This window comes from Desulfosediminicola ganghwensis (genome assembly GCF_005116675.2).
Taxonomy (GTDB): domain Bacteria; phylum Desulfobacterota; class Desulfobulbia; order Desulfobulbales; family Desulfocapsaceae; genus Desulfopila; species Desulfopila ganghwensis.
The window spans coordinates 4,567,709-4,593,712 of sequence record NZ_CP050699.1; the positions used below are offsets into that span (position 1 = coordinate 4,567,709).

Consider the following 26,004-nt stretch of genomic DNA (forward strand, 5'->3'; position numbering starts at 1 on the left):
CCATTACCCGACCATTACTGGATGGGTTTCGCACTTTTTGGCAATCTCACTCAGAGTCTTCTATCCCTGGATAGCCTCAAGGACTACTCTGGCCTTAAACTCTGCGGTATGTTTTCCTCTTTTCCTTTTCATAGTTCTTCATTGAAACATGTTGAGGAACTGCTGGAATGTAAACCTAAGGGTGGTCCGAAATCTTGGGACCGTTTCTGTGACTTATGCTGCTCTTTATCTGTGTTTTGTCATCTGCGTCGTTTGCTCATGGGTAATCTCCCTAAAGGTTAGATATTTACCTTTTAAAAAAGTGTCCACAAAAATTCCAATCGTATTAGAGTCGCTCTTTATAGCAGAATCAACTGGTAATTGTTCCCTATTTAGCAATGGTTCTTCGACGTTTCATATGGATTTCAATATTGAACCAGCAGGACTCGCGATCATGTAAATCATGGCAATGAACGTTTCATTGTTCCGGTAACCTCGTGCACGATTCCTTGCTGCTTGGAAGAGGCTATTGAGTCCCTCAAGTCGAGCATTAGTATAAGTTGAAGCCCATCTTTGAATCACTTGGTTTGCATGCTTTTTCAGTGTAGCAAGAGCATCTAGAACGCTTGCAGTGTATTTGTTCCCTTTAACAAGGAGTGTCGCTTTCTCTATGAAAACATTGATTCGCTCTTCAGCTTGCTCGATACTTTCTGCGTTTCTAATCCAGGCCAAAGACTCCTTGATTTGCCATGCTGTGGCTGTTTCGCATTTGGTTTCCAGCAAAGTACTCAATGCGGTAACCTGCTTTGAGGTCAGACGTTTGTTTTTCCCTTTGAGAACTGCATATCTTGAACCTGGAGGAAGATTGATAAAACGATGCTCAAGTTTACGTGTATCATCGACAGATTTGACAAATTTCTGAACGATATGAAACCAGTCGATAGTAACATTGCTTTTAGGAAGATGTTCTTTTACAGCACTTAAAAAGGCAGGTGACATGTCACACACAACCTCTGCTATGTTGTCAACTTTGCCACCTTTGGCTTCAAGGAATGTTGTGAACTCTTGAACAGTTTTCTTCCCTTTTCCTGAGGTTACAAAAAGAACGGGCTCAGAAGACTTCTCCATATCAATAAAGGTAGTTACATAATTGTGGCCACGCTTACTTGCCGTTTCGTCGAGTCCAATAGAGCGGACTTCAGAGAAATCGAATTGAGACAATGCTTTGTTAACATAATGAAAAACAATGCGCCAAAGCCTTTTGTCAGTAATGCCAATGATCCTTGCTGCAGCATTTACTGGCATTTCTCTAACCAGGGTAAGTGCTGCTTGTTCAAACAACAGGGTGAAACCGCTACCTTCTCGTGCCCACGGCACCTTCACGAGCCGAACACCATGCTCTGGGCATATCACTCTAGGCACGCGTGCAGTTATGTAACAATGATGTTGGAAAAAATTGAGATGTCGCCATTTTTTCTCTGTGAAATCATGAGCCGAACACATTTTTTGACATTGCGGACAAGGGTATTGGCTTCCACGATCAGCAGCAATCTCAAGTTGCAATTCGTGAGGCTTCTTTTCAAGGTCTAGATGCTGATCAACTAGTCGCCATGGGGCTTGCAGGCCAAGTCCCAAAACCATGATGTCATTTGTGTTCATACCGTCTCAATATAAGGATTTTTGAAAACGGCGATTATAAACAATTCCACTCATTTCGTCGAAGAGCCTTTAGCAATATTGTATTTGGGAAGAAAACACGCTAACTTGGAATGGGTCCTAACCAGCTTAATAAAAATAAAAATCAAAAACATGAAAATAATGTAATAGTTCGCAGAGCAAAGCCTAAAATAGAAGACCCCCCAGTACACTACTTGATAAAAAAGAACAAGCATTACAAGATTCGAAAAATCAAGCACACCAGTCCGGCATGAATTTTTAAGTATTTTGCGAATAGTAAAACTCATTAAAAGCAGGAAAACAATGGTCCATATTTTTCCAAAATCGAGCATCAAAGAGCCAATGAAAGTTGTAAAAACCCAAGGCTTAATACCAAGAGATAAAAAATATTGTGAGTACTCATAGTTAACCAAATCCGGAAGTTTATACCCACTTACAATCTCGATAAAATCAGTAAATACTGGAAATCCGAAACCACCCCAGAGAATAGGCGGATCAATATTGTAATGATCGTTGAAATTCCTTAACTGTTGCCCACCGTAATCTATTATATACCAACCTATACCGGCAGTTCTATCGGAGAACCTAGCGATTGTGATTATCAAAAACGGAACCAGAAGTATTGCAAAAAAGAAAACAAACGCCTTACGTATTTTTTCAACATCTTTTTTCATCAAAAAACTTTTAAAAAGTAGAAAACAAAAAGCGTATGACATAAGCCAGAAAACAACACCATCACGCCCAACATAAGCTAAAACATATACCACATATGAGAAGCTACTAATTAACAAAAGATAAGCCTTCGTTATATTACGCCTCCCGTTTCTTGGAATAAGATTGATAAAAAAGCACACTTGCGTAAGTATAAATAAATTTGACAGCAATGAAAAAATTGAATTAATTATTCCGAATTTTGACAAAGATATAATAGTTAGGTCCATACTAACTCTATTGTAATGAATATCTCCAGTCAAAATCGAAAAAGCTACGGGGGAAAAAAACAATATTGCAAGAAGACCTCCAATCAGTAAAACATATTCGAGCACCATATAAAAATATATGTTTTCGATCTTGAGAGCTAAAAACCTGTGATCTTTGAATTCTGAAAACCCCCAAAACACTATCAGTAAACAAATCGTATAATACGCCATAGAGTCAAATGACATAGGCGTCACAGCAGAGAAAATTCCCGAGAATTCAAGCACCAAGGCCAAACAAACCATTATCAAATATGTAGCAATCAACAAACTAATGATGCCAAAACATTTTCTATTTTTCTTTTGATAAAAAAAATATATTGCAAGCAATGCAATAAAAGGAAACAGAATCATACTTCTCACTTTTACAACTAATTTTCTATTTAATCAGTTCGTAGACACCAAGATAATGAAATATTATTCTCACCTTCAACCTTGCTTGTAATAACAAATAAAGTACTCTTGGCATACATGATAATACTTCCAGCAGCATCTGGTTTTTATCAACAAATGCTGTGTCATTAGACTTTCTCATATAATATTTGAAATCACTATAGTTTTTCGCCAGCAAACTATTATAAGCATAATTCATGAGTATAGTTGCCTTGGACCTACCTACAACAGCCGAATCAATCCCAGCTTTTTCTGCATATTCAGCAGCTTCAATAGTCAGCCGAAGCAGTTTAGAGTGTGAGGTATTATTAGCAAACTTCTGGGAGCCTTTATCCTTCTTAGCTGAAATTCCGACATTCACTCTATAAACACCAAGAACATCATTTAAATATAATATTTTTCCGGTTAATGCATGATGCACATGGAAAGAAGCATCTATAATTATTTCCTTCGCTATATTAAAATCATTATGAGATGTCGCCCTAAACATTTTACTAGAATGAGTGAAAGAGCTTATATTCAACAATAAAAAATATATATCACTTTTTCTAGGAATTGTCTTTGATTTATACAATAAATATCTGTTATTGGGCTGATCATAGCGTCTAACTGCGTGAAAGCAAATCGTACATTCTTGATTTCTATCTAGCTCTTCTGCCTGAATCCTTAGTTTACCAGGCAGCATGAAATCATCCCCATCTATATGGGAAATATATTCGCCGAGTGCTGTTCTATAAACAGTAAGAATATTTTCAGTAAATCCAATATTTTGTTTATGAAAAATCGGTTTCACAATATCTGGATAATTCTTTGCAAATTCCTGCACAATATCCCGAGTTCCATCTGTTGAACAATCATCACCAACAATTACTTCAAAGTCAAAATTGGTCTCTTGATCAATAATACTTTGCAAACATTCCCTGATATATCTTTCCTGGTTGTAGGTAACTACACACACTGAAACTTTCGGCTTATTCTTTTGTATTTTCATCTATCATCCATTGCTTAATCATTAAATATACGATGCGTATTTTTTGACGAATAATAGCTCTTATGCAAGAGGAACTTATCGCGGCAACAGCACTCAACACTAGGCTAATACCTATTATATATACTACGACAAATAATCGTTCTTCCGGCCAAACTATTAGCTGAGCAAATAAATATACAACAATTATAGGTGGACCCACAATAAAGCTAACATCGTAAAGCAACCATTGTATATGCAATCCATTAACAAACCGCCTATGTACAACTGGCAACCAAACTATAAACGGCAGCAAGTTTGCAAGAAGCCAAGCGTAACCTGCACCAATCATTCCAAACTTTCTAGCTGCATAATAAAGAGACGGTATAAATAGCGCTACAAACCATGCATTTCCAATCAAATGCAACTTTAAGTCACCTTTTGCAAATTGCAGATAGTAAGGAAAAGCAACCAACACTAAAATTCCGTTGCCCAGTGCATAGAGCGTCAAAACTGGTGCGGCTTTTTGTGCGATCTCTGCATTACCTGTCCATGCCCACAACACATTTTCAGCAAAACAGGCTAACACCAGCGCTGCAGGGACGGCAATGACCGCTACCAATTGAGTAGCATTGCGGTATAACCTAATTAATCCTGATTCATCACCCTCTGCATTCAATTTTGTCATACGTGGCAGTAATGCTCCACTAATTGGCCCACTGATAACCGTAATACCACTAGCAACCAATACGGCCAAAGTGAAAAAAGCATAATCAGATAAAGGGATCAGGCCAGAAAGAAGTAATTTGTCAGTTTGCGTAATAAACACCCAGGCCGAACTAGTGAAGGCAATGGTAAGTGAAAATCTAAGCACCTTGCGCAATGGTCTACATTCCCAAGATATTTTTTCACTTTTACCTATTTTAGGCATCAATCTATAGGCTTGTAAAAGCAATATCACAACCTCAACCACCGCCAATACCAGCTGATAACTGAAGAAGTATGTAGGACTCGCACCTACATAAACCAGGAACGGGATAACAAGTGCAAACCGCATAGTTGCAATAATTATGTTGAATCCATTCAGCCAAACCATTCGTTCAAAACCATTAATTGCCCCTCGATACAGACCACATACCCAACGAAGGGCAACGATCACTGCCATAAGCATAATTGCACTCTGAACTTCAGCCAACGGCAAATTCTGAACGTTAAGCCAACTATTAGCAACATAACTAGAGCAAAGCATCACCCCTGCAGCGCCAAAAAATGCGACACCAATGAAAATACCTTCAAGCGCCCGGAGTAACCGTCGTAAACTAATCCCATCAATTGCTCCGCCATTAAACCGCGCGGTTTCCCGTGCCATTGTCGGCGTAAGTCCCATATCCAGCAACTGAAACCAAACTTGCAACATGCTATAAAAACCTACAAGTCCATAGGCTTCAGTCCCCATGTACTTCACATACATAGGCACCATGAGAATTCCTATTAAAGTGGCATAAATCTGGCCTACGTAGTTGGCAAATATGTTACGTTTAAGTGACATATTTAGCGTTGTTGAACAGATTTAGAGAGAAATCTCTTTTCAAGATCAAGAAAGTCGCGTTTCCGACTCGAAATCATCTTTGCAGGTATCCCCGTATAGATGCTAAAGGCTTTACAGTGCTTCTTAACTAAACTTAATGCTCCGATCGCCACACCTTCCTCTACTATCACACCCGGCAAGACAACTGAACCCGCACCGATTATTGCGTGGCGACCAATGAACACATCTGCATGAATCACCCCAGTGAATTCTGATGGGACAGTAGGATTAGTCATCCACTCGCCACTATAATCATCGCTGCTCGAATAAATAGAAACCCTCGAAGAGATGTTAGAAAAATCTGAAAGAGTGATTTTCCCTGCACCTATCAACGAGGAAAACACAGCAATATGAACATTGTTGCCTATTGAGATGCCACCAACTCCTGCGGAAATCACACTGAAATCATCAATCCTTACGTTATTACCAATAGATATTTTGCCGCAGTTATAAAAAGACGCGCGGTCAGAAATAACCACATTCTCACCTAGCGAAGCAAAGCCAATAGATTCAACACATTGCCTATTTAGTACCGACATAATCAATCTCCCGAAATCAAATTAACTATCCAACATTGCTCGTTAAAAGTTAATGCAGGAAATATCGGCAAACATAACACCTGACTTGAAGTATTCGTTGCAACTGGTAGGTTTTCTCTTCGAGCAGATGACATCCCTCGGTACATTGGAAAATCCGAAATAAGCGGATAAAAATATCGACGCGAGAATATTTTTTCCTCTTTGAGTCGATCGTAAAGCTTGTCACGGCTTATCTGAAACTCAGGTTCAACTAATATGGGGAAATAGGAATAATTTGCTTTTTTCACTTGAGCATCCCTTAAGCAACGAATACCTCTCACATCCTTTAGCAATTTACGATAGTTCGTATCTAATTCTTTGCGCTTTGCAATGGCCTGATCTACATGTTTTAACTGAAGCAATCCTATAGCTGAATTTAATTCACTCATCTTGCCATTTATGCCAGGGGCAACAACTGTCACCTCATCTACAAAACCGAAGTTTTTTAAATGGTCGATGCGCATTTTCACCTTAGCGTCCTGACATACAATAGCCCCACCCTCGAACGTATTAAACACCTTGGTGGCATGGAAACTGAGAACAGAAAGATCACCATGCCTCAACACACTACCACCTTTATCTTGAACCCCGAAAGCATGGGCTGCATCGTAGATAACTCTTAGGTTATAAATATCAGCAATTCTCTCAATTTCCGCAACGTCGCAAGATTGACCGTAGCAATGCACAGGCAAGATAGCTGTAGTCTGTGGGGTAATGGCCGCCTCTATCCTTGCGGGATCAATATTAAGCGTATTGGGGTCGATATCCACGAACACTGGTTTTATGCCATTCCATAACAAGGAATGCGATGTAGCTACAAAAGAATACGGTGTTGTGATTACTTCACCAGTAATTCTTAATGCTTGCAATGCCGTGACCAATGCAATAGTCCCATTAGTAAATAGGGCAATATGCTCAACGCCAAGATAATCACATAATTCTTGCTCAAGTTGCCGATGATATGGACCACCGTTTGTTAAAATTTTACTGTCCCAAATTCTCTCTAAATAGGGAATAAAATCATCCAGGGGCGGCAAATCCGGCTGGGTTACATATATAGGTTTACTATAACTCACACTTTGCCTCTTAGAGTTTATTAATTAAAATCGCATTTTCAAAACAAGATTCTGAACCCAAAATTTCCTTGATTGCAACTAATATGGGACAGACCCGAATTTCTATCTTGGTCTTAATGGCCATATAATCCACAAGGGTTTACCTACTCTGTTATGCCCTCATCAGTGTGGAAAAATCAGTTAAACCGCATTCCTCATTTTCCCAAACTGATAGTACGTTAACTAGCCCCCACTTTACAATGGCCTGAGAAATATAGTCTTTTTATTCCTAAGCGAGCCCCCCTGTGGTGTATGAGTATCACTTGCAGAGCACACCTTGCTTAAGCGTAGAACCTGGAAACAACATCAACTCGCTTACTTTTTCATTTTTACCCATTACAGCTACTCTACGAAACCAGCTAACACTGCAGATGCTGGAGTGTACTTACAAAAGCGGCAATACGAACACAAGCCCGCCCATCACCATATGGATTATGCAACATAGACATGGTTCGGTAACGCTCATCATCCAAAAGCAAGCTTTCTGCTTCGTTGACAATCTTTACAGCATCAGTTCCAACCAAGACCACCGTACCTGCATCCACCGCCTCCGGGCGCTCTGTTGTATCACGCATGACTAACACTGGTTTACCCAAACTTGGTGCTTCTTCCTGAACGCCGCCACTGTCAGTGATGATCAGCTTGACTTTATCCATCAGCCAAACGAAGGCCTTGTAATCTAGTGGATCGACAAGGTGAATGTTGTTTGTCGGGGTAGCTCTCCCCTTGAGAATGCGGTTTACAGGTTCACGAACGTTTGGATTCAGATGCACTGGGTAAATGAATTGAACTTCAGGAAAACGTTCGGCCAATTCGGTAATGGCTTTGCATATGTTCTCGAATCCCTTTCCGTGGTTTTCGCGACGATGCCCGGTAATTAAAACGATATCTGGTATAATTGATTTAGGAAACTCACTCTCGTGACTGACCTTCCCTGTGTTGGTCTCCCACCCAATCAATTTCTTCAGCCCATCTATTTCTGGGTCGTTTTCAAGGTGATTTACTTTTTCAACCGCAAACATCAGGGCATCAATAACCGTGTTGCCGGTGACAATGATATTTTTCTCAGGTGTTAGTTCATTTAATAGGTTTTGCTTGGAACGATCTGTTGGGGAAAAATGAAAGTCCGCGATACGTCCAGTGAGCTGGCGGTTAAGCTCTTCAGGCCATGGCGCGTGTTTATCGTAGGTTCGTAAACCCGCCTCTACGTGGCACACCTTGGCCCCGTGGTAAAAACCAGCAAGCGCTACAGCTGTGGAAGTTGTGGTATCACCATGCACAAACACATAATCTGGTTTTACTTCATCCAGAACCGGCTTCATGCCATTTATAATATCCGCAGTCAGCGTGAACAGGTTCTGGTTCGGCTTCATCAAGTTAAGATCAAAGTCTGGTATCAGTTCAAAGAATTCCAGAACTTGGTCCAGCATTTCCCGATGCTGTGCAGTGACGCACAGCTTAGTATCAAACTGATCAGGGTGCTTTTTAAACTCATTTACTAGCGGGGCCATCTTAATGGCTTCCGGGCGAGTGCCGAATACAATGAGTATTTTCTTCATGAATTCACTTTCAGATATTTTTATACTATTGATCAATGATTGTTGAGCGGGAGACTTATACAAAAATGATTTCTTCCTTATCAATCAGCAATTACCTACCCTCATCGCCGTACTCCACAGAAATCCAATATAACTTTTTCTCCACCTCCGCGGAGCGTTTTAAACTCGTCATGCGCCACCAGGAAGGCAACGATATCCGCCCTTTCATACGCCTCCTTATAATCGGTCAGTTTAAATACAGAATGCGATTTAATATTAGGCTCAACTATCATAAATCCATTAAGCCCAGCGCTCTGCATAACCTTCTGTGCAATATATTTAGCTGGGGATTCACGCAAATCATCAATATTAGGTTTGAAAGCTATTCCCATTAAAGCAACCTGCGGATCACGACCTTGGCTTAGCTTAAACTCCAGTATTTGATTTTTTATTTTCTCGGTACACCAAAATGCCTTGTAATTATTAATCTTACGTGAGGCAGCAATCATGTTTGCTTCAGCTGGAAAATCGGAGACGATGAACCATGGGTCAACAGCAATACAGTGCCCCCCTACGCCGCAACCAGGCTGAAGTATGTTGACACGCGGATGCTTATTGGCCAGTTCAATCAATTCCCAAACATTGACACCCGCCTTATCACAAATGATCGAAAGCTCATTGGCAAAAGCAATTTGGGCATCCCGTGAAGAATTTTCAGTCAACTTACACATTTCCGCCGTGCGGGCATTGGTTGCGTGCAGCGTACCTTTCACAAAGCGACGATAAAATGTAACAGCCTGCTCTGTAGATGCCTGGTCAATCCCGCCAATTACCCGGTCATTATGCACCAGCTCATAAATCACATTGCCCGGCAATACACGTTCCGGGCAGTAAGCGATATACATCTTCCCTCTAAGCTCCGGACGTTCATTAAAAATGAGACCCGTCATCTTTTCCGTCGTTCCTACCGGCGAGGTCGACTCAATAATATACAGATCCCCTGCTTTCAGCTTTGGCATCACCGCCCTGGTTGCCGCTTCAACAAAAGATATATCCGGTTCATTGTTCCCCGTAAACGGCGTCGGCACCACGATCAGGTAAACATCACTTTCAAGCGGTTCCATGGCAGCCTTCAGCGAGCCATTCTCAACCACCTTTTTACACAGCTCAGCAAGGCCCGGTTCAACGATATGGATTTTTCCCTGATTGATCGTGTCAACCACAGATTCATTAACATCGACTCCGTGAACATTCACTCCATGATCTGCTGCGATAATTGCTGTTGGCAGCCCAATATATCCAAGGCCCATAAAGCAGGCTTTGAGTTGTTGACTCATTTTTTACACTCCGTTAGAAATCGAAACCAACTGCAGGTTGGACATACCAGCAAGTTGAATGGTGGATGTTGGACGTTGGACTAAACTGCAGGTTGGAAGTTGGACGTGGGATGTTGGACGTCAACTGCCGAACAACAACCGCGGCACTCCTTGAGCGTAAAAGCGAGAGGAACTGCTGGGCAAATACTAATGGGCGATCCACGGTTATCTCCACTTTAGATGTAGCTTTTCTGCCAACTCTTTTCGTGCCTTCTCTTCCCCATGCACCAGCCGAAACAAACAGCAAGTTGGATGTTGGACGGTGGACGTAGGAAGTAACTGCAAAAGCGAAAAAGCAAAAGTGATAGATGAGTAATCATTAGGAATATGGTCCATGATTATCTCTCCTTTTGATTTAACTGTTCTGCCAATTCACGTCTTGCCTGTTCATCCCCATGCACAAGCCTTATTTCTTTTGGTGCTTTAGTCATCAATGCCACCCAATCAATCAACATCTGCTGATCGGCATGGGCCGAATATGAACTCAGGCTATGAATAGCTGCACGAACAGGCATTTCTCCCTCAATCAATCTCCGCCCCAAAGTCCCTTTTGCCTGGTAGCCGACAAAGAAAATGTCGTTGCGTGGGTCTTGCAGTCCCTGTTCAAGATGATCCAAAATTCTGCCGCCGGTGCACATGCCGCTGCCTGCTATGATTATTGCCGGGCCGTTAATCTCCAGCAGCTGCTTATGGTCCCTGTAACTCTTTACTGAGTACAGCCCCTTAAAATCAAAGGGATGGTCACCTTTTTGGTTCAGCTCTTTTGCCTCGTCATCCCAGAGTGAGGAGAGCTTTGCATAAATATCGGTGATCTTCAGAGCCAAGGGTGAATCAACAAAGACCGGAATCTTCAGGTTGATTCTGTCGAGTTCATAGAGAAGCTCCTGTGTCCGCCCCAGCGCAAATGCCGGAATATAGACAATGCCCTTATCTGCAAGCGCCTTTTTGAGGAGTTCTTTTAATTGTTCAATTCTTTTTGATCTATCCGGGTGGGTTCGGTCACCGTAGGTGGATTCCAAAATCAGGAGGTCACACTCGGGCGGAGGATCAGGGTCCGGCAGGATTGGCGTATTGGTACAACCCAAATCGCCTGAAAAAAGAATTTTAAAATCGTTTTTGGACGAGTTGCTTGGAAAACTGAAAAGGATAAAGCATGAGCCGAGAATATGGCCCGCATTGCCCAGCCTGAAGGTTACCCCTTCTTTCAGGCTGAATGCCTGGCGCAATTCAAAACCCCAGGTCAACTCTTCTAATTTGATGGTTATGGCCTGTACTTCTCTTTTTGAGCGGGAAGAGAAAGAGAGCGAATCGATGAGCATCGGCTCCAACAGGGCTTTTGTGGCGTGGCTGCAGATGATCTCGCCTGCAAAGCCTGCATCGATCAGGTCCAGCACCCGACCGATATGGTCGATATGGGCATGGGTTAAAAAGAGGTAGTTTATTTCATTCGGCGCTACTGGAAACTGCTCGAAAGGCAATTCCGGGTCATCACCGTAAGAAGAGCCGCAATCGACCAGGATATTGATTGACCTCCCCGACGCAGACTCGTATTGCACCAGATGGCAGGAACCTGTGACGCATTCTTTTGCTCCTAAATGGGTAACATTGATGTGCTTGGGGGTGCAGCTATTATTTGGTGGTGGATTGACCTTCATCGCAAATAATTACTTGGGTTGGAGCGAACTGCAAGTTGGATGGAACTGCAGGTTGGATGTTGGACGTGGGTCGTTGGACGAAACTGCAATTGCAACTGCAGGTTGGACGGGATGTGAAAAGCAACTGCAACGTCAACTGCTGGTGGAAATGCGAGTTGGTCGTGACTGCAACAGGTGCGGAAACTGCTTGTGAAAGTGAGGACGGAGGGCGTAGGACCAAAGCACTTTACTTCAGTGTTATCCAGGTACTTATCTGTCAAATGCAGACTGGTTTGTCGTAGCCTGGTTGCCCTGAAAATCTCACTCAATTCCATGATGCGCTTGCTCGGGAAATATTACGGTAAATCTCTCAAGGGGAAAACTCTGGGACTTGCCAAAGGAACTCCAGGACGAGGATTACACCTAAATTATCAGCTAATTGGGTGAGTAGTTAAGCCGTTTATCTGGGATTAGTAAATAGGTATATATGCCTATTTTTGGTTTTTGGGTTTGTTTTTGAGCAACGGGGACTGCAGGGGGAACTGCAAGTTGGACGGTGGACGTTGGATGTTGGACGTGACTGCTGAACTGCAACAGTGAGGGGTGAGGTGTTAGGTGGGAGGGGAACTGCGACTGCGGAACTGCGAAAAAGCGGGTGGGACGTAACAGCTAACGGCGACGGAAACTGCAACTGCGGGGGGACTGCGAAAAAAACAGTGAGGAGTGAGGGGTTAGGTGGGAGGGGGAACGGCTACTGCAAAAGCAAAAGCGAAAAAGCAAGTTGGACGGTGGATGTCCCTGTGGGAGACACTGGGGCTAATTTTCTTAAAGTCGTCAGTTAATTTGGTTGATGAATTCTTCTACCTCATCAAGACGTTTCAAAATCTCATTACAAATAACTTTGGCCTCAACGACTTCATAATCATGCGCCAGAAAGTTGCGGAATCCTGCTATGCCTGAAAAAGATTTGGCAAAGTTCTGATCGAGAATGGAAGCTTCTGCAAGAATGTCAAAAGACTCATAATATGTTTGAGGCGGGCGCAACGCTCTATCCCTGATTACCATCTCAGCCAAACTAATGCAGCTATCAGCCATGAGGTATAGATAATGGAGCAAGGCGCCCCGGTACACAAAATCTGAATCAAATTTGGCCTGACAGTCCGGTGCAAGGTTTCGAACATTCTGCAAATACTGGTTGACCCGATGGATCTTTTGTTCGATACGTTCTTTCATTCTTCACCCATTGCATAAGCCCTTTGCACACGGAAATCTATTGCCTGGTGCAGTTTGCGAACTGAAAAATAATCGAAGTCTGATCCGTTCACTGAGTAAAGCACTTCATGCTGACTGAGAATATTTTCAAGCAAAATCATATTTCGCAACTGATTCAGTACCACAAGGTCAATCTCGTTAATGTTCAGCGCACGACAGCATTCCCCGCGGAGCATCAGCTTATCATCAAAAGAGAATTCTGCGCCCTGCTTGATAAACACCGCAATATCGACATCGCTATTGACCGTGTGCTCCCCGACAGCACGAGAACCGAAAAGCACTGCTGTATCAATTACCTGAAAGCCTGCGAATACAGGAGAAAGCAGTGATTTGATTTTGTCGGTATCCATCGCGAATTTTTAATCAAATATACGAAGTGTAATTACGCATATAACTTCTAACTTTCATTGGGTTTATCACTAAATATTAATCGTAGTGTGTTGAAATGGGAAGAAGGAACTGCAGAACTGCGAAAACTGCAGGTGGGACGTGACTGCAACGGCGAAAAAAACGGTGAGGGGTTAGGTGGGAGGGGAGGAAAGACTAGTGAGGAGTGAGGAGATAGGTGGGTGGGGGAACTGCGACTGCGTAACTGCGAAAAAGCGGGTGGGACGTGGGACGGGACTGCAAGAACAACGTTAGAGGGGACGGCAACTGCAACGACTTGATCTGACAAACACCGTGTCAGAACAGGCGATTGTCAGATCAAATCGAAACTGTCTCGGTTAAGCCTTCACCACAGCATCTTCACAGCAGTTCCGGGTATCAACGACCAGATCAGCATGCTGGCAGACAAAAGCATAATCAACCGCCTGATGGTCGGTGGAGATCAGCACGCAGTCAAACTGCTGCAGATTCTCTTTCGTCAACTCAACACTCTCTTGGCCGTAATATTGCGGATACTCACGCTTATGACGAATCATCGGCACATGCGGATCGTGATATTCAACTTCTGCCCCGAATTTATTAAGCAGTTCCATTAACTTGTAGCTTGGCGATTCACGGTCGTCATCGACATTCGGTTTATAGGCCATACCTAACAGTAGAATCTTACTTCCCTTCACCGCCTTACCCTTATCATTGAGGGCATGCATCACCTTGTTGACCACCCATTCCGGCATGGCAGTATTGATCTCTCCAGCCAGCTCAATAAAGCGGGTTGGCACGCCATATTCCTTCGCTTTCCAACTCAGGTAAAACGGGTCAATCGGAATACAATGCCCGCCCAGCCCAGGCCCGGGATAGAAAGCAGTAAAACCGAACGGTTTGGTTTTGGCCGCATCAATCACTTCCCAGACATCAATATCCATTCGGTCAAACAGCATCTTCAACTCATTCACCAAAGCAATGTTCACGCTGCGATACGTGTTTTCCAGAATCTTCGCTGCTTCGGCTGCATCACAACTGCTGACTGAAACGGGGGTATCAATAGCAAGCTTATAAACCGCCGTTGCCACCTGTAAGGAAGTCTCATTATATCCACCAACCACTTTAGGAATGGTCTTTGTGGTAAAATCTTTACGACCTGGATCTTCTCGCTCAGGCGAATAGGCCAAATAAAAATCATTATTATCGGCTATTAAGCCACTGCTTTCTTCCAGAATCGGTTTTATAATCTCGCGTGTGGTTCCCGGGTAGGTGGTTGACTCCAACACCACCAGCTGACCTTTGCGCAAACGGATTGAAATTTCACGGCAGGAGTTTTCCACAAATGACAGGTCAGGTTCCCGCATTTTGTTCAGCGGGGTCGGCACCGCTATTAAAATAGCATCCGGTTCGCTCAAACGATCCAGATTCGTCGTAGCAGAAAAAAGGCCGGACTCTACCATCTCAGCAATGGTCTCATCTGGAATGTGCTCGATGTAGGTTTTCTTGGCGTCAATTGCTTCGATCTTTTTCGGATCAACATCAAAGCCCAAAACCTTCGCACCACCACGGACAAATTCACGACAAAGCGGCAGTCCGACATAGCCCAGCCCGATCACGCCGATCACAGCTTCTTTGTTTTCAATTTTCTGCAATATATCTTTCACTTTTTTCTCTAAAAAACGGAATTATTAAGGAGCACTCTCCCGAAGTCATACCACCCAGCGTCCCTCGCTGGTTGAGTTGTCTCAGATGCTGATATCTTTTTGGCCTATCCGGGTGTGTCCAGTCACCGCAAGTAGAAACCATGATCTGGAAGTCAGACCCAGCTAGTGGATCAGGGGTTGGCATGGTTCATGTACCGATATATTCGAAATCGCCTGAAAAGGGAATATTGAACTGCAACTGCAACTGCAGGTTGGACGTGGGATGTTGGACGTTGGACGTAACTGCAACGGCAACGGCGAAAGAAACAGTGAGGGGTAAGGTGCTAGGTGGGAGGAGGGACGGCAACTGCAACAGCGAAAAAACGGGTTGGACGGGGGATGTAACTGCAAATGCGACTGCCAAGACAGGTAGGAGGGAGGTGAGAGGGGTTAGGAGGGACGGCAACTGCTGAACTGCAACTGCATGTTGGACGATAGACGTAGGACGGGGGGACTGCGTTAACGACGACGGAAAAGGCGGGTGGCAAATAACGGCAGGTTGGACGTAGGACGTGGGACGTGGGACGAAAAAGCCACAGCAACGGTAACTGCGGCAATAGATAGGTGGGAAGGGGAATGGGACTGCTACTGCAGTTACTGGGGCTTGAAACATAGTAAAAAATTATGGAAGATCAGTATCGTTCACTTATTGGTGGCTATATAAACACTTCAATTGACTGTTTTCAGTCGATTCGTTATCCTCTTTTCGGTAAAGGAGTAATACTATCTCTTTTGGCCAACATTTTTTGTTAAAATTTAGTTTTTTGAATTGGATAAAATGATTTCTTTTGACCAACATGTTGAGATATCTCAAGAAGTACTGTCGCAGGAGGTTGATGGCGAAACCGTTATTCTCGATATGCGCAGTGAAAATTACTTTGGTCTCGATGAAATAGGTACCGATATTTGGCGTCTGCTGAAAGAGCAGAAAACGCTGCAGGAAGTCTTCGATATTCTCTTAGACGAGTATGAGGTAGAAGAACAGGTGCTACGCCAGCATTTGGAGGATCATATTTCAGAACTCTGTAAAGCTGAACTCATATCCCTGAAACCTGTGGATCAGCGTTGACCTGGGTTGTGGTTAAGGGTTTGTGATGTTTGGCCGAATCAAAAGATTTGCAGAACTCGACAGAGGAGACAGGAAACTCTTTCTGGAAGCATACCTTATACTCGGGATCATGCGCACAGCGATTCTGATCCTGCCATTCAAACGAATTACCCGTTCCCTTATCCATAGAAAAAACCTGATGAATGTCTCTTGCCTAGCTGCAGGAGACAGCCCACAGGCTCTTTCCGTCGGCATGGCTGTCAGAAGAGCGGCAAATTACACTCCCTGGCAGAGTGCCTGCCTGGCCCAGTCATTAACGGTCTGGCGGATGCTTCAAAGGCGAAATATTCCCGGTATCTTTTTCCTCGGTGTAGCAAGGGATACGGTAAACAAGGGACAGCTGCGAGCCCACTCCTGGTCACGACATGGAGATGCTATTCTTACTGGCAAGACAGGTCATGAAGATTTCACGGTTGTCTCCGCCTATTCATGGGGAGATATATGATTGTTTACGGCACGAAGGTGGAATGCGACCTCCCCTTCCCTCTGCAACTTCCCCAGGAGTCCTTTCACCGCTATTCATGTAACCTCCTGGCAGGCCCTCCCGACCATCTCAAGAAGCTGATCACCTGCGGTTTCCCCTTCTACCAGGCACATGGGCGTCATGTCTATCTTTATTCCGATCGGATCTTCGACAGGAGCGAAGGCGGTCAACCCTGGTGCTATGAGGTGAAAGATGTGGTGCGCTTTTACTGGCTCGGAGGAGAGAGGACTATTTACTACCGGCTGGATAAAGCAGGCGATGCCCGGCTGCTCAGCTTCTGGTTTATCCATCTCGTCCTCCCCCTCTATTTCACCCTGGAGGGTATGTACGACTTTCTCCATGCCGGAGCGGTGGAGGTGGAGGGCAGGCCCCTTCTTTTTATCGCTCCCTCCATGGGGGGCAAGTCAACAATGACCGATAACTTTATCCGCCAGGGGCACTCCCTTATTACCGATGACAAGCTGGCCACATATATCGACAATAACAGGTTTATGGCGGTTACCTCACACCCCTACCATCGCCCCTACCGAAAGTTTGAGGAGTTGGGCTACAGAGTCGAGAACTTCAGCACGGAAAGTAAACCCATTCAGGGTATTTATATCCTGGCCGGGTGCGGCCCTGACGAGGACATTTTGATTGAGGAGGTTAAAGGATATAAGAAGTTCGACACCCTGCTGCCCAATTATCTTTATATGTTTTCTTACCTCAGGGCAAAGCGGCTCGCCTATCTAACCTCTATGCTGAACTCAATCAGGGTCTTTCGGGTGCGGGTGCCGTGGGATAAAGACAGGCTGGCTGAGGTACACGCCGCAATCACTGAGCACAGTAAGGTTACGCAATGAGCGGAATCTTTGCCACCTGCAACCGGAACGGTCAACCGATAATTGAAGCGAAACTTGATGGTGTGCTTAGCGAATTATCCCGCTGGCAGCCGGACGACAAAGGTGTATGGTGCAACGGATCTGCAGCCCTGGCCCATGCAATGCTCTGGAACACTCCCGAATCAAAACTTGAGCGACTGCCCGATACACTGGGGCAACTTGTCATCACCATGGATGCACGGTTGGATAACCGGCAGGAGCTGGCCGACCTGCTCAACATAAAGGCTCACCCGCTGTCCCAGGTAACTGATTCCAGCCTTATTCTTGTTGCGTATGAGAGGTGGGGGGAGGATTGCCCGAAATATCTGCTGGGCGATTTTGCTTTTGTTATCTGGGACAGGAGCAAAGAGAAAATCTTCTGCGCCAGAGACCATCTTGGTATGAAGCAAATTTATTACCACCTTACCGACAAGCTGTTCGTCTGCTCTAATGACCTTAAAACACTGGAACAACACCCTGACATACCAGGGGATATCTGTGATGAAGCCGTAGCCAATTATTTTGTACATTCGGAGTTGCGCCATCCGACACTGACCTTTTTCAAAAGAATAACGAAACTGGAACCAGCCCATTTTCTCAGCGTAACCGCTGGCGAGATACGAACAAAACGTTACTGGCGTCCGGAAGACGCTCCGAGGGTGAAATTTGAGGATGCTGAGACCTACGCCGGGAAGCTCCGGGAGTTGTTGCAACTTGCGGTGGAAGCGAGGCTGCGCAGCGACTACCCCATTACCTCCCATCTCAGCGGTGGTCTTGATTCCTCAACCATTGCTGTTATTGCCGCCCGCAAGCTGGGTGAAAGGGGTGAAAAACTGCTCGCCTTCAACTGGTTGCATGAACCAACCGAGGCAGATGATCCGGACCATTACGAGTGGGCCAACAGCAGAACCATCGCTGAACAGGAGGGGATCATGCACTCTTATGTCTCTTTGAGTGCTGAAGATATTTTTCGCTTTTTGCGTACGGATTCAATCGCCGACGGCGACTCCGCCAGATTCTGGTACGAGTATCAAATACATACAGCTGCACAGGAAATTGGATCCCGCACTCTCCTTTCCGGCTGGGGGGGAGACGAGCTTGCCACCTATTACGGGGAAGCCTACTATTCAGACCTCCTTTGCCAGGGTAGAATTTTCACTCTCCTGAAAGAGGTGGGCCAGATAGCCGCCAAGCAGAAAGGGAACAGTGCTAGAAGATTGGCTGGCAACCTATATCATCTGGTCCTTTTACCTCTTACTCCGCGGAGCCTGTACCGATTTATGCCTAGAAATCAATGTCCAGGAAAGCCTTCCTTTCCCTTTGTAAACAAGGATTTTCTACCACTGGTCATAAGGGAAGCAAAGAAAGAAGCCGTACTGACCATGCAGCCGCAACCAACAATCCGAAGGCACATGCTGGCCAACCTCAAGAACGGCCACATCCAGAGCCGGGTCGAGTCGTGGCATGCCGCTGCCTTAAAGAATCGGCTAGAGTATAGTTATCCCCTATTGGACAAGAGGATTGTCGAATTCATCCTCGGCGTTCCGGGCCAATATTTTGTCGATGACTATCGCACAAGGTATCTCTTTCGCCAGGCCGCCAAAGGGTTGATGCCCGACTCCATTTTATGGAATAATTCAAAACGAGAGAAAAACAGAGTCGATCGGCTACTGACCCTTATGTACAACGCCTGTCAAATGGAGGCGTATACCGAAAAACTTAATAACCGCGCTTCCAGATATGTGAACAAGAAAAAACTGCTGGAGATCTTGGAGAATGAAAAGGCCCATTCTTCAAAAAAAGAAATCATAGAGAATAGCATCGCCATGGCGACAGCATTCTCAGTGATGTCCTCTTTTGATAATTGAAAAGTTCAGAAGTGACTAACTGGCGAGACCATTTGGTATTTTACCGTCTTTATTTCTGTCCATGCCTTCAGAGGGGCTATCATAATTTCCGCTCATTGTTTCCCGCAAGTTGAGCCGGGTTAGTTCAGGCCGTTTCCACTCTTTTTTTTCGCCTTCTCGGCGGGATAAAACAGCCGATGACCTTGCCGCACTGGTAGTATGAGAATTTTTCATTTTCCACCTCTTATACCGACCTGACGAATATTTGATCAGATTGCTTCTGATATTTTTATTGTTTCAATTTTGGCAGGGCAACATTACGATTTCAAGCATACGCAAGCATAACGCCAATTTACCCTATTCATATCATATAATTACCCGATATACCGACAAACCATATCATGGCAGATACTGGATGTGAATAGGTATAAATACTGAATAATGAGATTAATTCTCATATTCTGCCGGAAAACCAACAATAATTATCATTTTTTTTAATGCAACATAACCTCCTTTCCGGATGGGTTGCAGCAGTGAAGTTAGAGCTAAACACTCTTTACGAGCCAGCGAGGAACTTGGTAAAGATTTAGTTGGAAAAAACTGCAACTGAAACTGAAACTGCAACTGCAGGTTGGACGTTGGAAGTTGGACGTGGGACGTGGGACGTGGGACGTGGGACGGGAAAGCAACTGCGGAACTGCAACGGCAACTACGGGTGGGACGAGGGGGGTGGGACAGGACTGCTGGTTGATTTGTGTGGCACGTCAAGCGTTCATAAACCCTGTTTTCAACTTCAAACGTACTATTACGTAGCGTAGCATAACCGATAACTGGGCTAAGGATGATACTGGTGGCAGCTGCACCCACTCGCCATCTGCATTATAGGCTTCTACCCTGGCCTTTACTGAGCGAGTCGGCACAGGAGCATCCGGCACAGCTACATTATCTCCCCAGGTCTGTACAAAGCCGGTGCCTTTCCGCCTGAATTTCCGGAAAACGCGGTGCATCACTGTTCTTGTGCTGTCGGCCTCATACACCACGATATCGCCCACCCGTATCTGCTGGATATCTATCGGCTCGAGCTTCACCACCGCATCGCGGGGAATGGTCGGTTGCATACTGCCGCCATTGCTCTTGACAATAATGGCGGTACGCAATGAAAAGATATCCTCTATGAGGTGAACAAATTCCTTACTCATGTGCGTTGAATATATTGCGTTGTAAATGGTGAATGGCTGAAATATCCGGTAGGAAACCATACGAATATACCGGGGTAGCCTGCACAGCATCCTCAACATGGCCCATTGCCTTATATATCGTGCCTGGCAGCCAATTGAACGTTCTGGTATTTTGCAATACTGCAAAGACCGCTGTCTGAATCGACAGTCGGTCCAGTGTATTTTGCGGTGCATGGTGTAACAGCAATATTGCATCTAACAGGCGCGGGCCAGTCGCTGTGGTGACGGGCTTATCTGGTAAAAGCGATCTATCGCTATACCAGGGGCCACCATATACCCTGGGTTTACCGGGTCCACCACTCAAAAAAGGGTTCTCGTCAGTGAGGCAGGTGCCCCCTGCGGCGACAGCCATGCGACTCAGGGTCGTTTTGCCCACACCAGAATCCCCCAGCAGCAGGAGGTGTTTGCCGTCCAGCTCAATTAAAGCGCCATGGAGCAGCACGCCTTTGCCGTGAACCGAGAAATACCCCCATAGTGCCAGCAAGGGCCAACCGCAATTTTTGAGATATGGAACCTTCGGGTTCAAATAGTCTGGTGATAAACACCAGATGCGACAGTTCGTGAACTGTTTTCTGCCGATAAAGACCTCTCTTTTCCTTCGAAATATCGACGTTTTTTCTCGTAAAAAGAATGAGGTCTGTACAGTTTCCCCGGATCGGAACAGGATAGTATCAGAGTCAAAAGGCGTCTTTCCATGAGAACATCTCAAACGGATATCGACTTCAGCATCCCCAGGACGGGATTGAAAGTCACGATAATCCCGCCCCAGCCCATAGCCTTCCTCCAGCTCAACCCGTATTACAGTGTCAGCTACCTGAATCGTTTTCTGATATGTCCCCATAGGTTTTTGATAGCGCTCTGATGCAATGAGTTTGAAATCATATTGAAGAAAAGGATGTTACTCACTTCCCTCTAGATCTTGTTTATGAGAGCAACAGATACATGAGTTATACTGGCTAACCAGAATGCCTCATGAACACCGTCTAATATTAACGACACTCCCCATTGAACATCCCAGGGATTCAATGGGGAACCAGGAGAGATCCGCAGTGGTCCCATGAGGCAGGGCCGGGCTAATTACATTTCTGATTCTGCCCATCCAGGCAACCGGTCTCAAATGCAGCTTTACCGCCTGAAGCTGTATGGCATGAAGCCACCACGTCTTTATCAAATTCAAGACGCACGTCTTTTACTACCGGCTTTTCCCACTGTTTCTTCTCGTCATTTCTCTTTTCTTTCATGATACTTCCCCTGTTCGTGTTGTTTTTGCTCAGTTCCGCTCTAAGCAGTAACGATATCGCTTAAATCGCTCCTCCCCCAACGTACAATGATATTCCGTAGGTCCTTCCTGCCCCCCCCCTTCCCGCAAGGCAAAGGCCGGGCAAATCCTACAGAATATTCGAAGATCACATGTTGTGCATTTGCTGTCACCCGGCTTGAGGTTGCTCAGCTGTTCCGGCACCACCTCCCGCCAGCCATCTCGAACAGAACCTGACCTGAGATTATATTTCAGAGGTTCCAGCACCTGGCACGCCCGCATATTCCCATACGGGTCGATGGCAAAGCCCCGTTCTCCCAAGGCACACCGGTATGACTTTCCAGTGTCGTATTTCTTCCCGAAAGAACGGCTGTAGAGTTTTTCAAGCTCCTTAACACGCTGTGAATCCTGGGCTTCAAGCGCCACGACCTGCCCTGGCGCAATTCTTTCCTCAAACGGTTTCCCTTGGCTGCCCTCTGTTGCCCCGAACAGCTCTGCATCCCAGGTAAAGTTCTTTGAAAATTTCAGGTTGAGTTCTTTCAGTTGTGCAAATTCATCTATGTTGCGCCGGGTGATTATTGAACGTGTAAGCAGGGGCAGTTCTGCAGCCCGCATTATCTCAAGGTTGTTCATCACTACTTCAAACATGCTTGCGGAGCCCGCAACCTGCTCATAACTGTCTGGCGACGCACCGTATATGGAAACTGCCACCTCATTGGGAGACCATTTCCTGAAAAAATCGATCCAGTCAGGTGAAAGAAGACTGCCATTGGTGAAAAGACTCACCAGAAAGCCTTTTTCCTTGGCACAGATCCATAGTTCTTTAAAGTCTGGCCGCAACAAGGGTTCACCACCGGTAAACGTTAAAAAAAGAGCCCCCTCGGCAGCACTTTCTTCCAGGATTCTTTCCCATTCATCAAGCGGCAATTCCTTGCTGAGCGAAGGACCATTTGCAGGAACCCGGCAATAGCAATGTTTGCAACGAAAATTACACCTATAGGTAAGTTCACACTTTATCGACAGAGGAACCCGTGGATCCTTGACCACCATTGAGTCAAGCACTGTGTTGAAATTACAGAGCATTACAACAGACCTCTTTATTCATTGACAATACAGATTCCCGATTTCACAAAGCTGTCAAAAGTAGCCCGGACATCTCGCTTGAGAAGGGTATCTTCAACGTTATAAATACCGCTAAGTCGCTCTAGTACCTCCTTCTGTGACTTTTCAGTATCCAGACAATCCCAGATTGCTGCTGCGGTCCCGTTTAAATGCTTAATTTTCTGTAAATCTGCACCAACTGTTGTTATCGGGATCAGTAAAAATTCACCTGCCACTTCTCTACCCACGTAATTATCGCTTCGCCTGATTTTCATTTCTTTGTGTACCTGGTTAAATATTCAATGCTCAGCTATAAGCCCGTACCATCGACATAAAATCAATTAATTTGACAAACAATTGCAGCTATTTGCCAGATATACGCTTCTTAACATAGCTAGGCACAATTGCAATAGGCAATTATACGCATTTGCAGTCACTTAACTGCATACCAACACTTCCCAGGGCTTTATTTATAAGGCATAAATCGACTAATTTAATATTTGTAACGTTAATTGAATAACTTGCAGAGCAAGTTAAACAAAAATGCGGCCGAGAAGGGAAAGTGGCGGAACTGCGAAACTACAAGTTGGATGTTGGACGTTGGATGGGGGACGGGAAATCAACTGCAACTGAAACTGCACGTTGGAAGGGGGACGGAACTACGAGTTGGATGTTGGAGGTAACTACAAAAACGGGGAGGAGGAAAATCAGATTGTAAGGAGGGAGGGGTGAGGGGTTAGGAGGAACGGCAACTGCTGGAACTGCTGAACTGCAGGTTGGACGGGACTGCGAGTTGGACGTTGGAGGTGGGACGTAACTACAACAACAACTGCTTAAGGGCAAAGGGCCCGGCATGGAACCGGGCCCTGGGAAGATTAGGATATCTGTTTTCTGTTTAAAGCGCTGAGGACCGCCTTGATAGAGGCGATGATGATGTCGGTATCTACGCCCACACCCCAGGTTTTGGTGCCATGAGGTTTTTCGATTTCGATATAGGCTGCGGCGCGGGCGGAAGAGCCGCCGTTTAAGGCGTGTTCGTGGTAGCTGCAGAGTTTGAAATCACCGGTAATATCCGCTTTCAGGGCAGAACAGAAGGCATCGAGCGGGCCGTTACCGATTGCGTGGATGGTTTTCACCTCGTCGCCCATGCGTACATCCGCCTCTACTTCGGCTGAAGAGTCTGCATCGTCGATGTGGCGTTTTATCACATGGAAGCCTTTCAGGGAATATGGCTCACTTGCCGAAAGGTAAACCTGATCAAAAGCCTGGTAAATTTCTTTGGTCTGAAGCTCCCTGCCCTCTTTATCCGTTACTGCCTGTACGATCTTGCCGAACTCAGGATGCATCTTTTTAGGCATCTTGAAGCCAAACTCTTTATCCATGATATAGGCGACACCGCCTTTGCCGGACTGGCTGTTAATACGGATAATCGACTCGTAGGTGCGGCCGACATCGGTCGGGTCGATGGGCAGATACGGCACCTCCCAGAGGCCTGAATCTGCGATATCGTAGGCGGTCATTCCTTTATTGATCGCATCCTGATGGGAACCGGAGAAAGCGGTATAGACCAGCTCGCCGGCATACGGGTGCCGCTGGTGAACCGGCAGACGGCAGATACGTTCATACACCTCGACCAGATGGTTCATGTCAGAGATATCAAGCTCAGGGTTCACGCCCTGGGTAAACATATTGAGAGCGAGGGTAATGAGGTCGACATTACCGGTTCGCTCACCATTGCCGAACAGGGTGCCCTCTACCCTGTCGCCGCCCGCCATAAGGGCAAGCTCGGTTGCAGCAACCGCACAGCCACGATCGTTGTGGGCGTGGAGGCTGATGATGGCTGATTCACGGTTCTTCATATTGGTGCAAAACCACTCGATCTGGTCTGCATAAATATTCGGGGCCGAAAGCTCGACGGTTGCAGGCAGATTGATGATAAGTCTGTTATTCGGGGTCGGCTCCAGCTCAGCCATCACCGCCTCGCAGATCTCAAGGGCAAAATCCATCTCGGTGCCGGTGAAACTCTCAGGCGAATATTCGTAGCGGAACCTTGTCTCCGGGTACTTCTGTTCTTCTTCTTTAAGCAGCTTCACACCCTCGATGGCGATGTCGATGATCTCCTGACGGCCCATATTGAAGACCGTGCGTCGCTGCAGGGTTGAAGTGGAGTTGTAGATATGAACGATAACTTCCTTGGCACCCTTGATCGACTCGAACGTTCTTTTGATGAGATGCTCCCGCGCCTGGGTGAGTACCTGGATCACCACACCATCCGGGATCAGGTCGTCTTCAATCAGCTTGCGGGTGAACTCGAACTCGACCTCGGAAGCGGATGGGAAGCCTACTTCGATCTCTTTAAAACCAATCTCACAAAGCAGCTTGAACATTTCCAGCTTCTTCTGCAGACTCATGGGCTGGATAAGGGCCTGATTGCCGTCGCGAAGATCGACACTGCACCAGGTTGGTGCCTTGGTAATCGCATTGTTCGGCCAGGTGCGCCCAGGCAGATCAATCTTTGGAAATGGGCGATATTTGCTCACTGCTTCGGGGTTCATTGATTTTCTCCTAAAACGACAAGTTGGATGTTGGACGTTGGGTGTTGGACGTAACTGCAACGACAACTGCTCACGCCCCACTGGCTTTTTACAAAAAAAAAAGGCCACGGTTTTGCAACCGCGGCCTTTAAGGGATATATGTGTAGAATCTGCCTACAACTCCCCCACGCTGGCCGCGGTGCTTGCCAGTAGACTAAGTAGTAGGGAAAGAAGCAGGATTCTCATAATCTATTATGCCTTCGAAGAATTCTTTTATTCAAAAAATAGTGATTAGTATGAAATTATATTATAGGATTCAAACTAAACGCTAAATCTTATGGATGTCAAGCGGCTTTTTCAGTTAAGACTCGATTCCCGTCCCAGGGGATGAGGACAATACAGCAGGCT

General features: G+C 45.5%; 23 protein-coding genes. 4 read left to right on the forward strand and 19 right to left on the reverse strand.

Features of this window, described 5'->3' with window-relative positions; all coding sequences use genetic code 11:
• Positions 1–393: 393 nt before the first annotated feature.
• From FCL45_RS19570 to FCL45_RS19625, 12 genes are all read right to left on the reverse strand, one after another.
• A complete protein-coding gene (locus FCL45_RS19570; RefSeq protein WP_136800050.1) occupies positions 394–1,638 on the reverse strand; it encodes an ISL3 family transposase in 1,245 nt (414 codons plus the stop codon).
• A 50-nt stretch (positions 1,639–1,688) separates the two neighbouring features.
• Positions 1,689–2,987: an O-antigen polymerase gene (locus tag FCL45_RS19575; RefSeq protein WP_136799758.1), complete on the reverse strand. Its 1,299-nt coding sequence runs from the start codon at positions 2,985–2,987 to the stop codon at positions 1,689–1,691.
• Positions 2,988–3,012: 25 nt separating this feature from the next.
• Positions 3,013–4,017: a glycosyltransferase family 2 protein gene (locus tag FCL45_RS19580; protein ID WP_136799759.1), complete on the reverse strand. Its 1,005-nt coding sequence runs from the start codon at positions 4,015–4,017 to the stop codon at positions 3,013–3,015.
• The gene (locus FCL45_RS19585; RefSeq protein ID WP_136799760.1) at positions 3,998–5,542 is read right to left on the reverse strand and encodes an oligosaccharide flippase family protein; all 1,545 of its coding nucleotides are present in this window, start codon (positions 5,540–5,542) and stop codon (positions 3,998–4,000) included. The genes FCL45_RS19580 and FCL45_RS19585 overlap by 20 nt, the downstream gene beginning before the upstream one ends.
• A gap of 2 nt (positions 5,543–5,544) precedes the next feature.
• The gene (locus FCL45_RS19590; protein WP_136799761.1) at positions 5,545–6,120 is read right to left on the reverse strand and encodes an acyltransferase; all 576 of its coding nucleotides are present in this window, start codon (positions 6,118–6,120) and stop codon (positions 5,545–5,547) included.
• 2 nt (positions 6,121–6,122) lie between these two features.
• A complete protein-coding gene (locus FCL45_RS19595; RefSeq protein ID WP_136799762.1) occupies positions 6,123–7,235 on the reverse strand; it encodes a DegT/DnrJ/EryC1/StrS family aminotransferase in 1,113 nt (370 codons plus the stop codon).
• Between the two features lie 398 nt (positions 7,236–7,633).
• A complete protein-coding gene (wecB, locus tag FCL45_RS19600; protein ID WP_136799763.1) occupies positions 7,634–8,833 on the reverse strand; it encodes a non-hydrolyzing UDP-N-acetylglucosamine 2-epimerase in 1,200 nt (399 codons plus the stop codon).
• 101 nt (positions 8,834–8,934) lie between these two features.
• Positions 8,935–10,149, reverse strand: coding sequence for a UDP-N-acetyl-D-mannosamine dehydrogenase (gene wecC, locus FCL45_RS19605; protein ID WP_136799764.1), 1,215 nt, complete (start codon positions 10,147–10,149; stop codon positions 8,935–8,937).
• Positions 10,150–10,526: 377 nt separating this feature from the next.
• On the reverse strand, positions 10,527–11,843 hold the full coding sequence (locus tag FCL45_RS19610) for an MBL fold metallo-hydrolase (protein WP_228721373.1): 1,317 nt from the start codon (positions 11,841–11,843) through the stop codon (positions 10,527–10,529).
• Between the two features lie 813 nt (positions 11,844–12,656).
• Entirely contained in the window at positions 12,657–13,055 is a 399-nt protein-coding gene (gene hepT / locus FCL45_RS19615; RefSeq protein ID WP_136799765.1) for a type VII toxin-antitoxin system HepT family RNase toxin, read from the reverse strand.
• Complete coding sequence (gene mntA, locus FCL45_RS19620) at positions 13,052–13,444, reverse strand: type VII toxin-antitoxin system MntA family adenylyltransferase antitoxin (protein ID WP_136799766.1); 393 nt, start codon at positions 13,442–13,444, stop codon at positions 13,052–13,054. Before mntA ends, hepT begins: the two co-directional genes overlap by 4 nt.
• A 375-nt stretch (positions 13,445–13,819) precedes the next feature.
• Positions 13,820–15,127 carry a nucleotide sugar dehydrogenase gene (locus FCL45_RS19625; RefSeq protein WP_136799767.1) on the reverse strand — a complete coding sequence of 436 codons (1,308 nt, stop codon included), beginning with the start codon at positions 15,125–15,127 and terminating at the stop codon, positions 13,820–13,822.
• Between the two features lie 817 nt (positions 15,128–15,944).
• Between FCL45_RS19625 and FCL45_RS19630 the strand changes: the two genes are divergently transcribed.
• From FCL45_RS19630 to FCL45_RS19645, 4 genes are read left to right on the forward strand one after another with little or no spacing between them, the layout of a single operon-like run.
• Positions 15,945–16,235: a PqqD family protein gene (locus FCL45_RS19630; RefSeq protein WP_136799769.1), complete on the forward strand. Its 291-nt coding sequence runs from the start codon at positions 15,945–15,947 to the stop codon at positions 16,233–16,235.
• Positions 16,236–16,260: 25 nt separating this feature from the next.
• A complete protein-coding gene (locus FCL45_RS19635) occupies positions 16,261–16,719 on the forward strand; it encodes a lasso peptide biosynthesis B2 protein (RefSeq protein ID WP_136799770.1) in 459 nt (152 codons plus the stop codon).
• The gene (locus FCL45_RS19640; protein ID WP_136799771.1) at positions 16,716–17,600 is read left to right on the forward strand and encodes a phosphoenolpyruvate carboxykinase (ATP); all 885 of its coding nucleotides are present in this window, start codon (positions 16,716–16,718) and stop codon (positions 17,598–17,600) included. The genes FCL45_RS19635 and FCL45_RS19640 overlap by 4 nt, the downstream gene beginning before the upstream one ends.
• Positions 17,597–19,486 (forward strand): asparagine synthase-related protein, encoded by a 1,890-nt coding sequence (locus tag FCL45_RS19645; RefSeq protein WP_136799772.1) that lies wholly within the window; start codon positions 17,597–17,599, stop codon positions 19,484–19,486. Before FCL45_RS19640 ends, FCL45_RS19645 begins: the two co-directional genes overlap by 4 nt.
• Before the next feature lie 15 nt (positions 19,487–19,501).
• Here the strand turns inward: FCL45_RS19645 and FCL45_RS19650 are convergent, their stop codons facing one another.
• The 7 genes from FCL45_RS19650 to leuA all read right to left on the reverse strand — a co-directional run bounded on the left by FCL45_RS19650 (position 19,502) and on the right by leuA (position 25,617).
• Positions 19,502–19,699: a hypothetical protein gene (locus FCL45_RS19650; RefSeq protein ID WP_136799773.1), complete on the reverse strand. Its 198-nt coding sequence runs from the start codon at positions 19,697–19,699 to the stop codon at positions 19,502–19,504.
• A 530-nt stretch (positions 19,700–20,229) separates the two neighbouring features.
• Positions 20,230–20,664: a signal peptidase I gene (locus FCL45_RS19655; RefSeq protein ID WP_167495916.1), complete on the reverse strand. Its 435-nt coding sequence runs from the start codon at positions 20,662–20,664 to the stop codon at positions 20,230–20,232.
• Positions 20,657–21,544 (reverse strand): hypothetical protein, encoded by an 888-nt coding sequence (locus FCL45_RS19660; protein WP_167495917.1) that lies wholly within the window; start codon positions 21,542–21,544, stop codon positions 20,657–20,659. Before FCL45_RS19660 ends, FCL45_RS19655 begins: the two co-directional genes overlap by 8 nt.
• Before the next feature lie 232 nt (positions 21,545–21,776).
• Entirely contained in the window at positions 21,777–21,944 is a 168-nt protein-coding gene (locus FCL45_RS19665; protein WP_153305573.1) for a hypothetical protein, read from the reverse strand.
• Between the two features lie 29 nt (positions 21,945–21,973).
• Complete coding sequence (locus tag FCL45_RS19670) at positions 21,974–23,044, reverse strand: radical SAM/SPASM domain-containing protein (RefSeq protein WP_136799775.1); 1,071 nt, start codon at positions 23,042–23,044, stop codon at positions 21,974–21,976.
• 14 nt (positions 23,045–23,058) lie between these two features.
• Positions 23,059–23,337, reverse strand: coding sequence for a PqqD family protein (locus FCL45_RS19675; RefSeq protein WP_136799776.1), 279 nt, complete (start codon positions 23,335–23,337; stop codon positions 23,059–23,061).
• Positions 23,338–23,937: 600 nt separating this feature from the next.
• A complete protein-coding gene (gene leuA, locus FCL45_RS19680; protein WP_136799777.1) occupies positions 23,938–25,617 on the reverse strand; it encodes a 2-isopropylmalate synthase in 1,680 nt (559 codons plus the stop codon).
• Positions 25,618–26,004: the final 387 nt, after the last annotated feature.

Coding starts and splice junctions, on each gene's coding strand:
- FCL45_RS19665 (WP_153305573.1), bottom strand. CDS start 21,944: ATGAAAGAAAAGAGAAATGACGAGAAGAAACAGTGGGAAAAGCCGGTA.
- leuA (WP_136799777.1), bottom strand. CDS start 25,617: ATGAACCCCGAAGCAGTGAGCAAATATCGCCCATTTCCAAAGATTGAT.
- FCL45_RS19645 (WP_136799772.1), top strand. CDS start 17,597: ATGAGCGGAATCTTTGCCACCTGCAACCGGAACGGTCAACCGATAATT.
- FCL45_RS19580 (WP_136799759.1), bottom strand. CDS start 4,017: ATGAAAATACAAAAGAATAAGCCGAAAGTTTCAGTGTGTGTAGTTACC.
- FCL45_RS19570 (WP_136800050.1), bottom strand. CDS start 1,638: ATGAACACAAATGACATCATGGTTTTGGGACTTGGCCTGCAAGCCCCA.
- FCL45_RS19575 (WP_136799758.1), bottom strand. CDS start 2,987: ATGATTCTGTTTCCTTTTATTGCATTGCTTGCAATATATTTTTTTTAT.
- wecB (WP_136799763.1), bottom strand. CDS start 8,833: ATGAAGAAAATACTCATTGTATTCGGCACTCGCCCGGAAGCCATTAAG.
- FCL45_RS19610 (WP_228721373.1), bottom strand. CDS start 11,843: ATGAAGGTCAATCCACCACCAAATAATAGCTGCACCCCCAAGCACATC.
- mntA (WP_136799766.1), bottom strand. CDS start 13,444: ATGGATACCGACAAAATCAAATCACTGCTTTCTCCTGTATTCGCAGGC.
- FCL45_RS19670 (WP_136799775.1), bottom strand. CDS start 23,044: ATGCTCTGTAATTTCAACACAGTGCTTGACTCAATGGTGGTCAAGGAT.
- FCL45_RS19655 (WP_167495916.1), bottom strand. CDS start 20,664: ATGAGTAAGGAATTTGTTCACCTCATAGAGGATATCTTTTCATTGCGT.
- hepT (WP_136799765.1), bottom strand. CDS start 13,055: ATGAAAGAACGTATCGAACAAAAGATCCATCGGGTCAACCAGTATTTG.
- wecC (WP_136799764.1), bottom strand. CDS start 10,149: ATGAGTCAACAACTCAAAGCCTGCTTTATGGGCCTTGGATATATTGGG.
- FCL45_RS19590 (WP_136799761.1), bottom strand. CDS start 6,120: ATGTCGGTACTAAATAGGCAATGTGTTGAATCTATTGGCTTTGCTTCG.
- FCL45_RS19675 (WP_136799776.1), bottom strand. CDS start 23,337: ATGAAAATCAGGCGAAGCGATAATTACGTGGGTAGAGAAGTGGCAGGT.
- FCL45_RS19640 (WP_136799771.1), top strand. CDS start 16,716: ATGATTGTTTACGGCACGAAGGTGGAATGCGACCTCCCCTTCCCTCTG.
- FCL45_RS19635 (WP_136799770.1), top strand. CDS start 16,261: ATGTTTGGCCGAATCAAAAGATTTGCAGAACTCGACAGAGGAGACAGG.
- FCL45_RS19630 (WP_136799769.1), top strand. CDS start 15,945: ATGATTTCTTTTGACCAACATGTTGAGATATCTCAAGAAGTACTGTCG.
- FCL45_RS19650 (WP_136799773.1), bottom strand. CDS start 19,699: ATGAAAAATTCTCATACTACCAGTGCGGCAAGGTCATCGGCTGTTTTA.
- FCL45_RS19585 (WP_136799760.1), bottom strand. CDS start 5,542: ATGTCACTTAAACGTAACATATTTGCCAACTACGTAGGCCAGATTTAT.
- FCL45_RS19660 (WP_167495917.1), bottom strand. CDS start 21,544: ATGGGGACATATCAGAAAACGATTCAGGTAGCTGACACTGTAATACGG.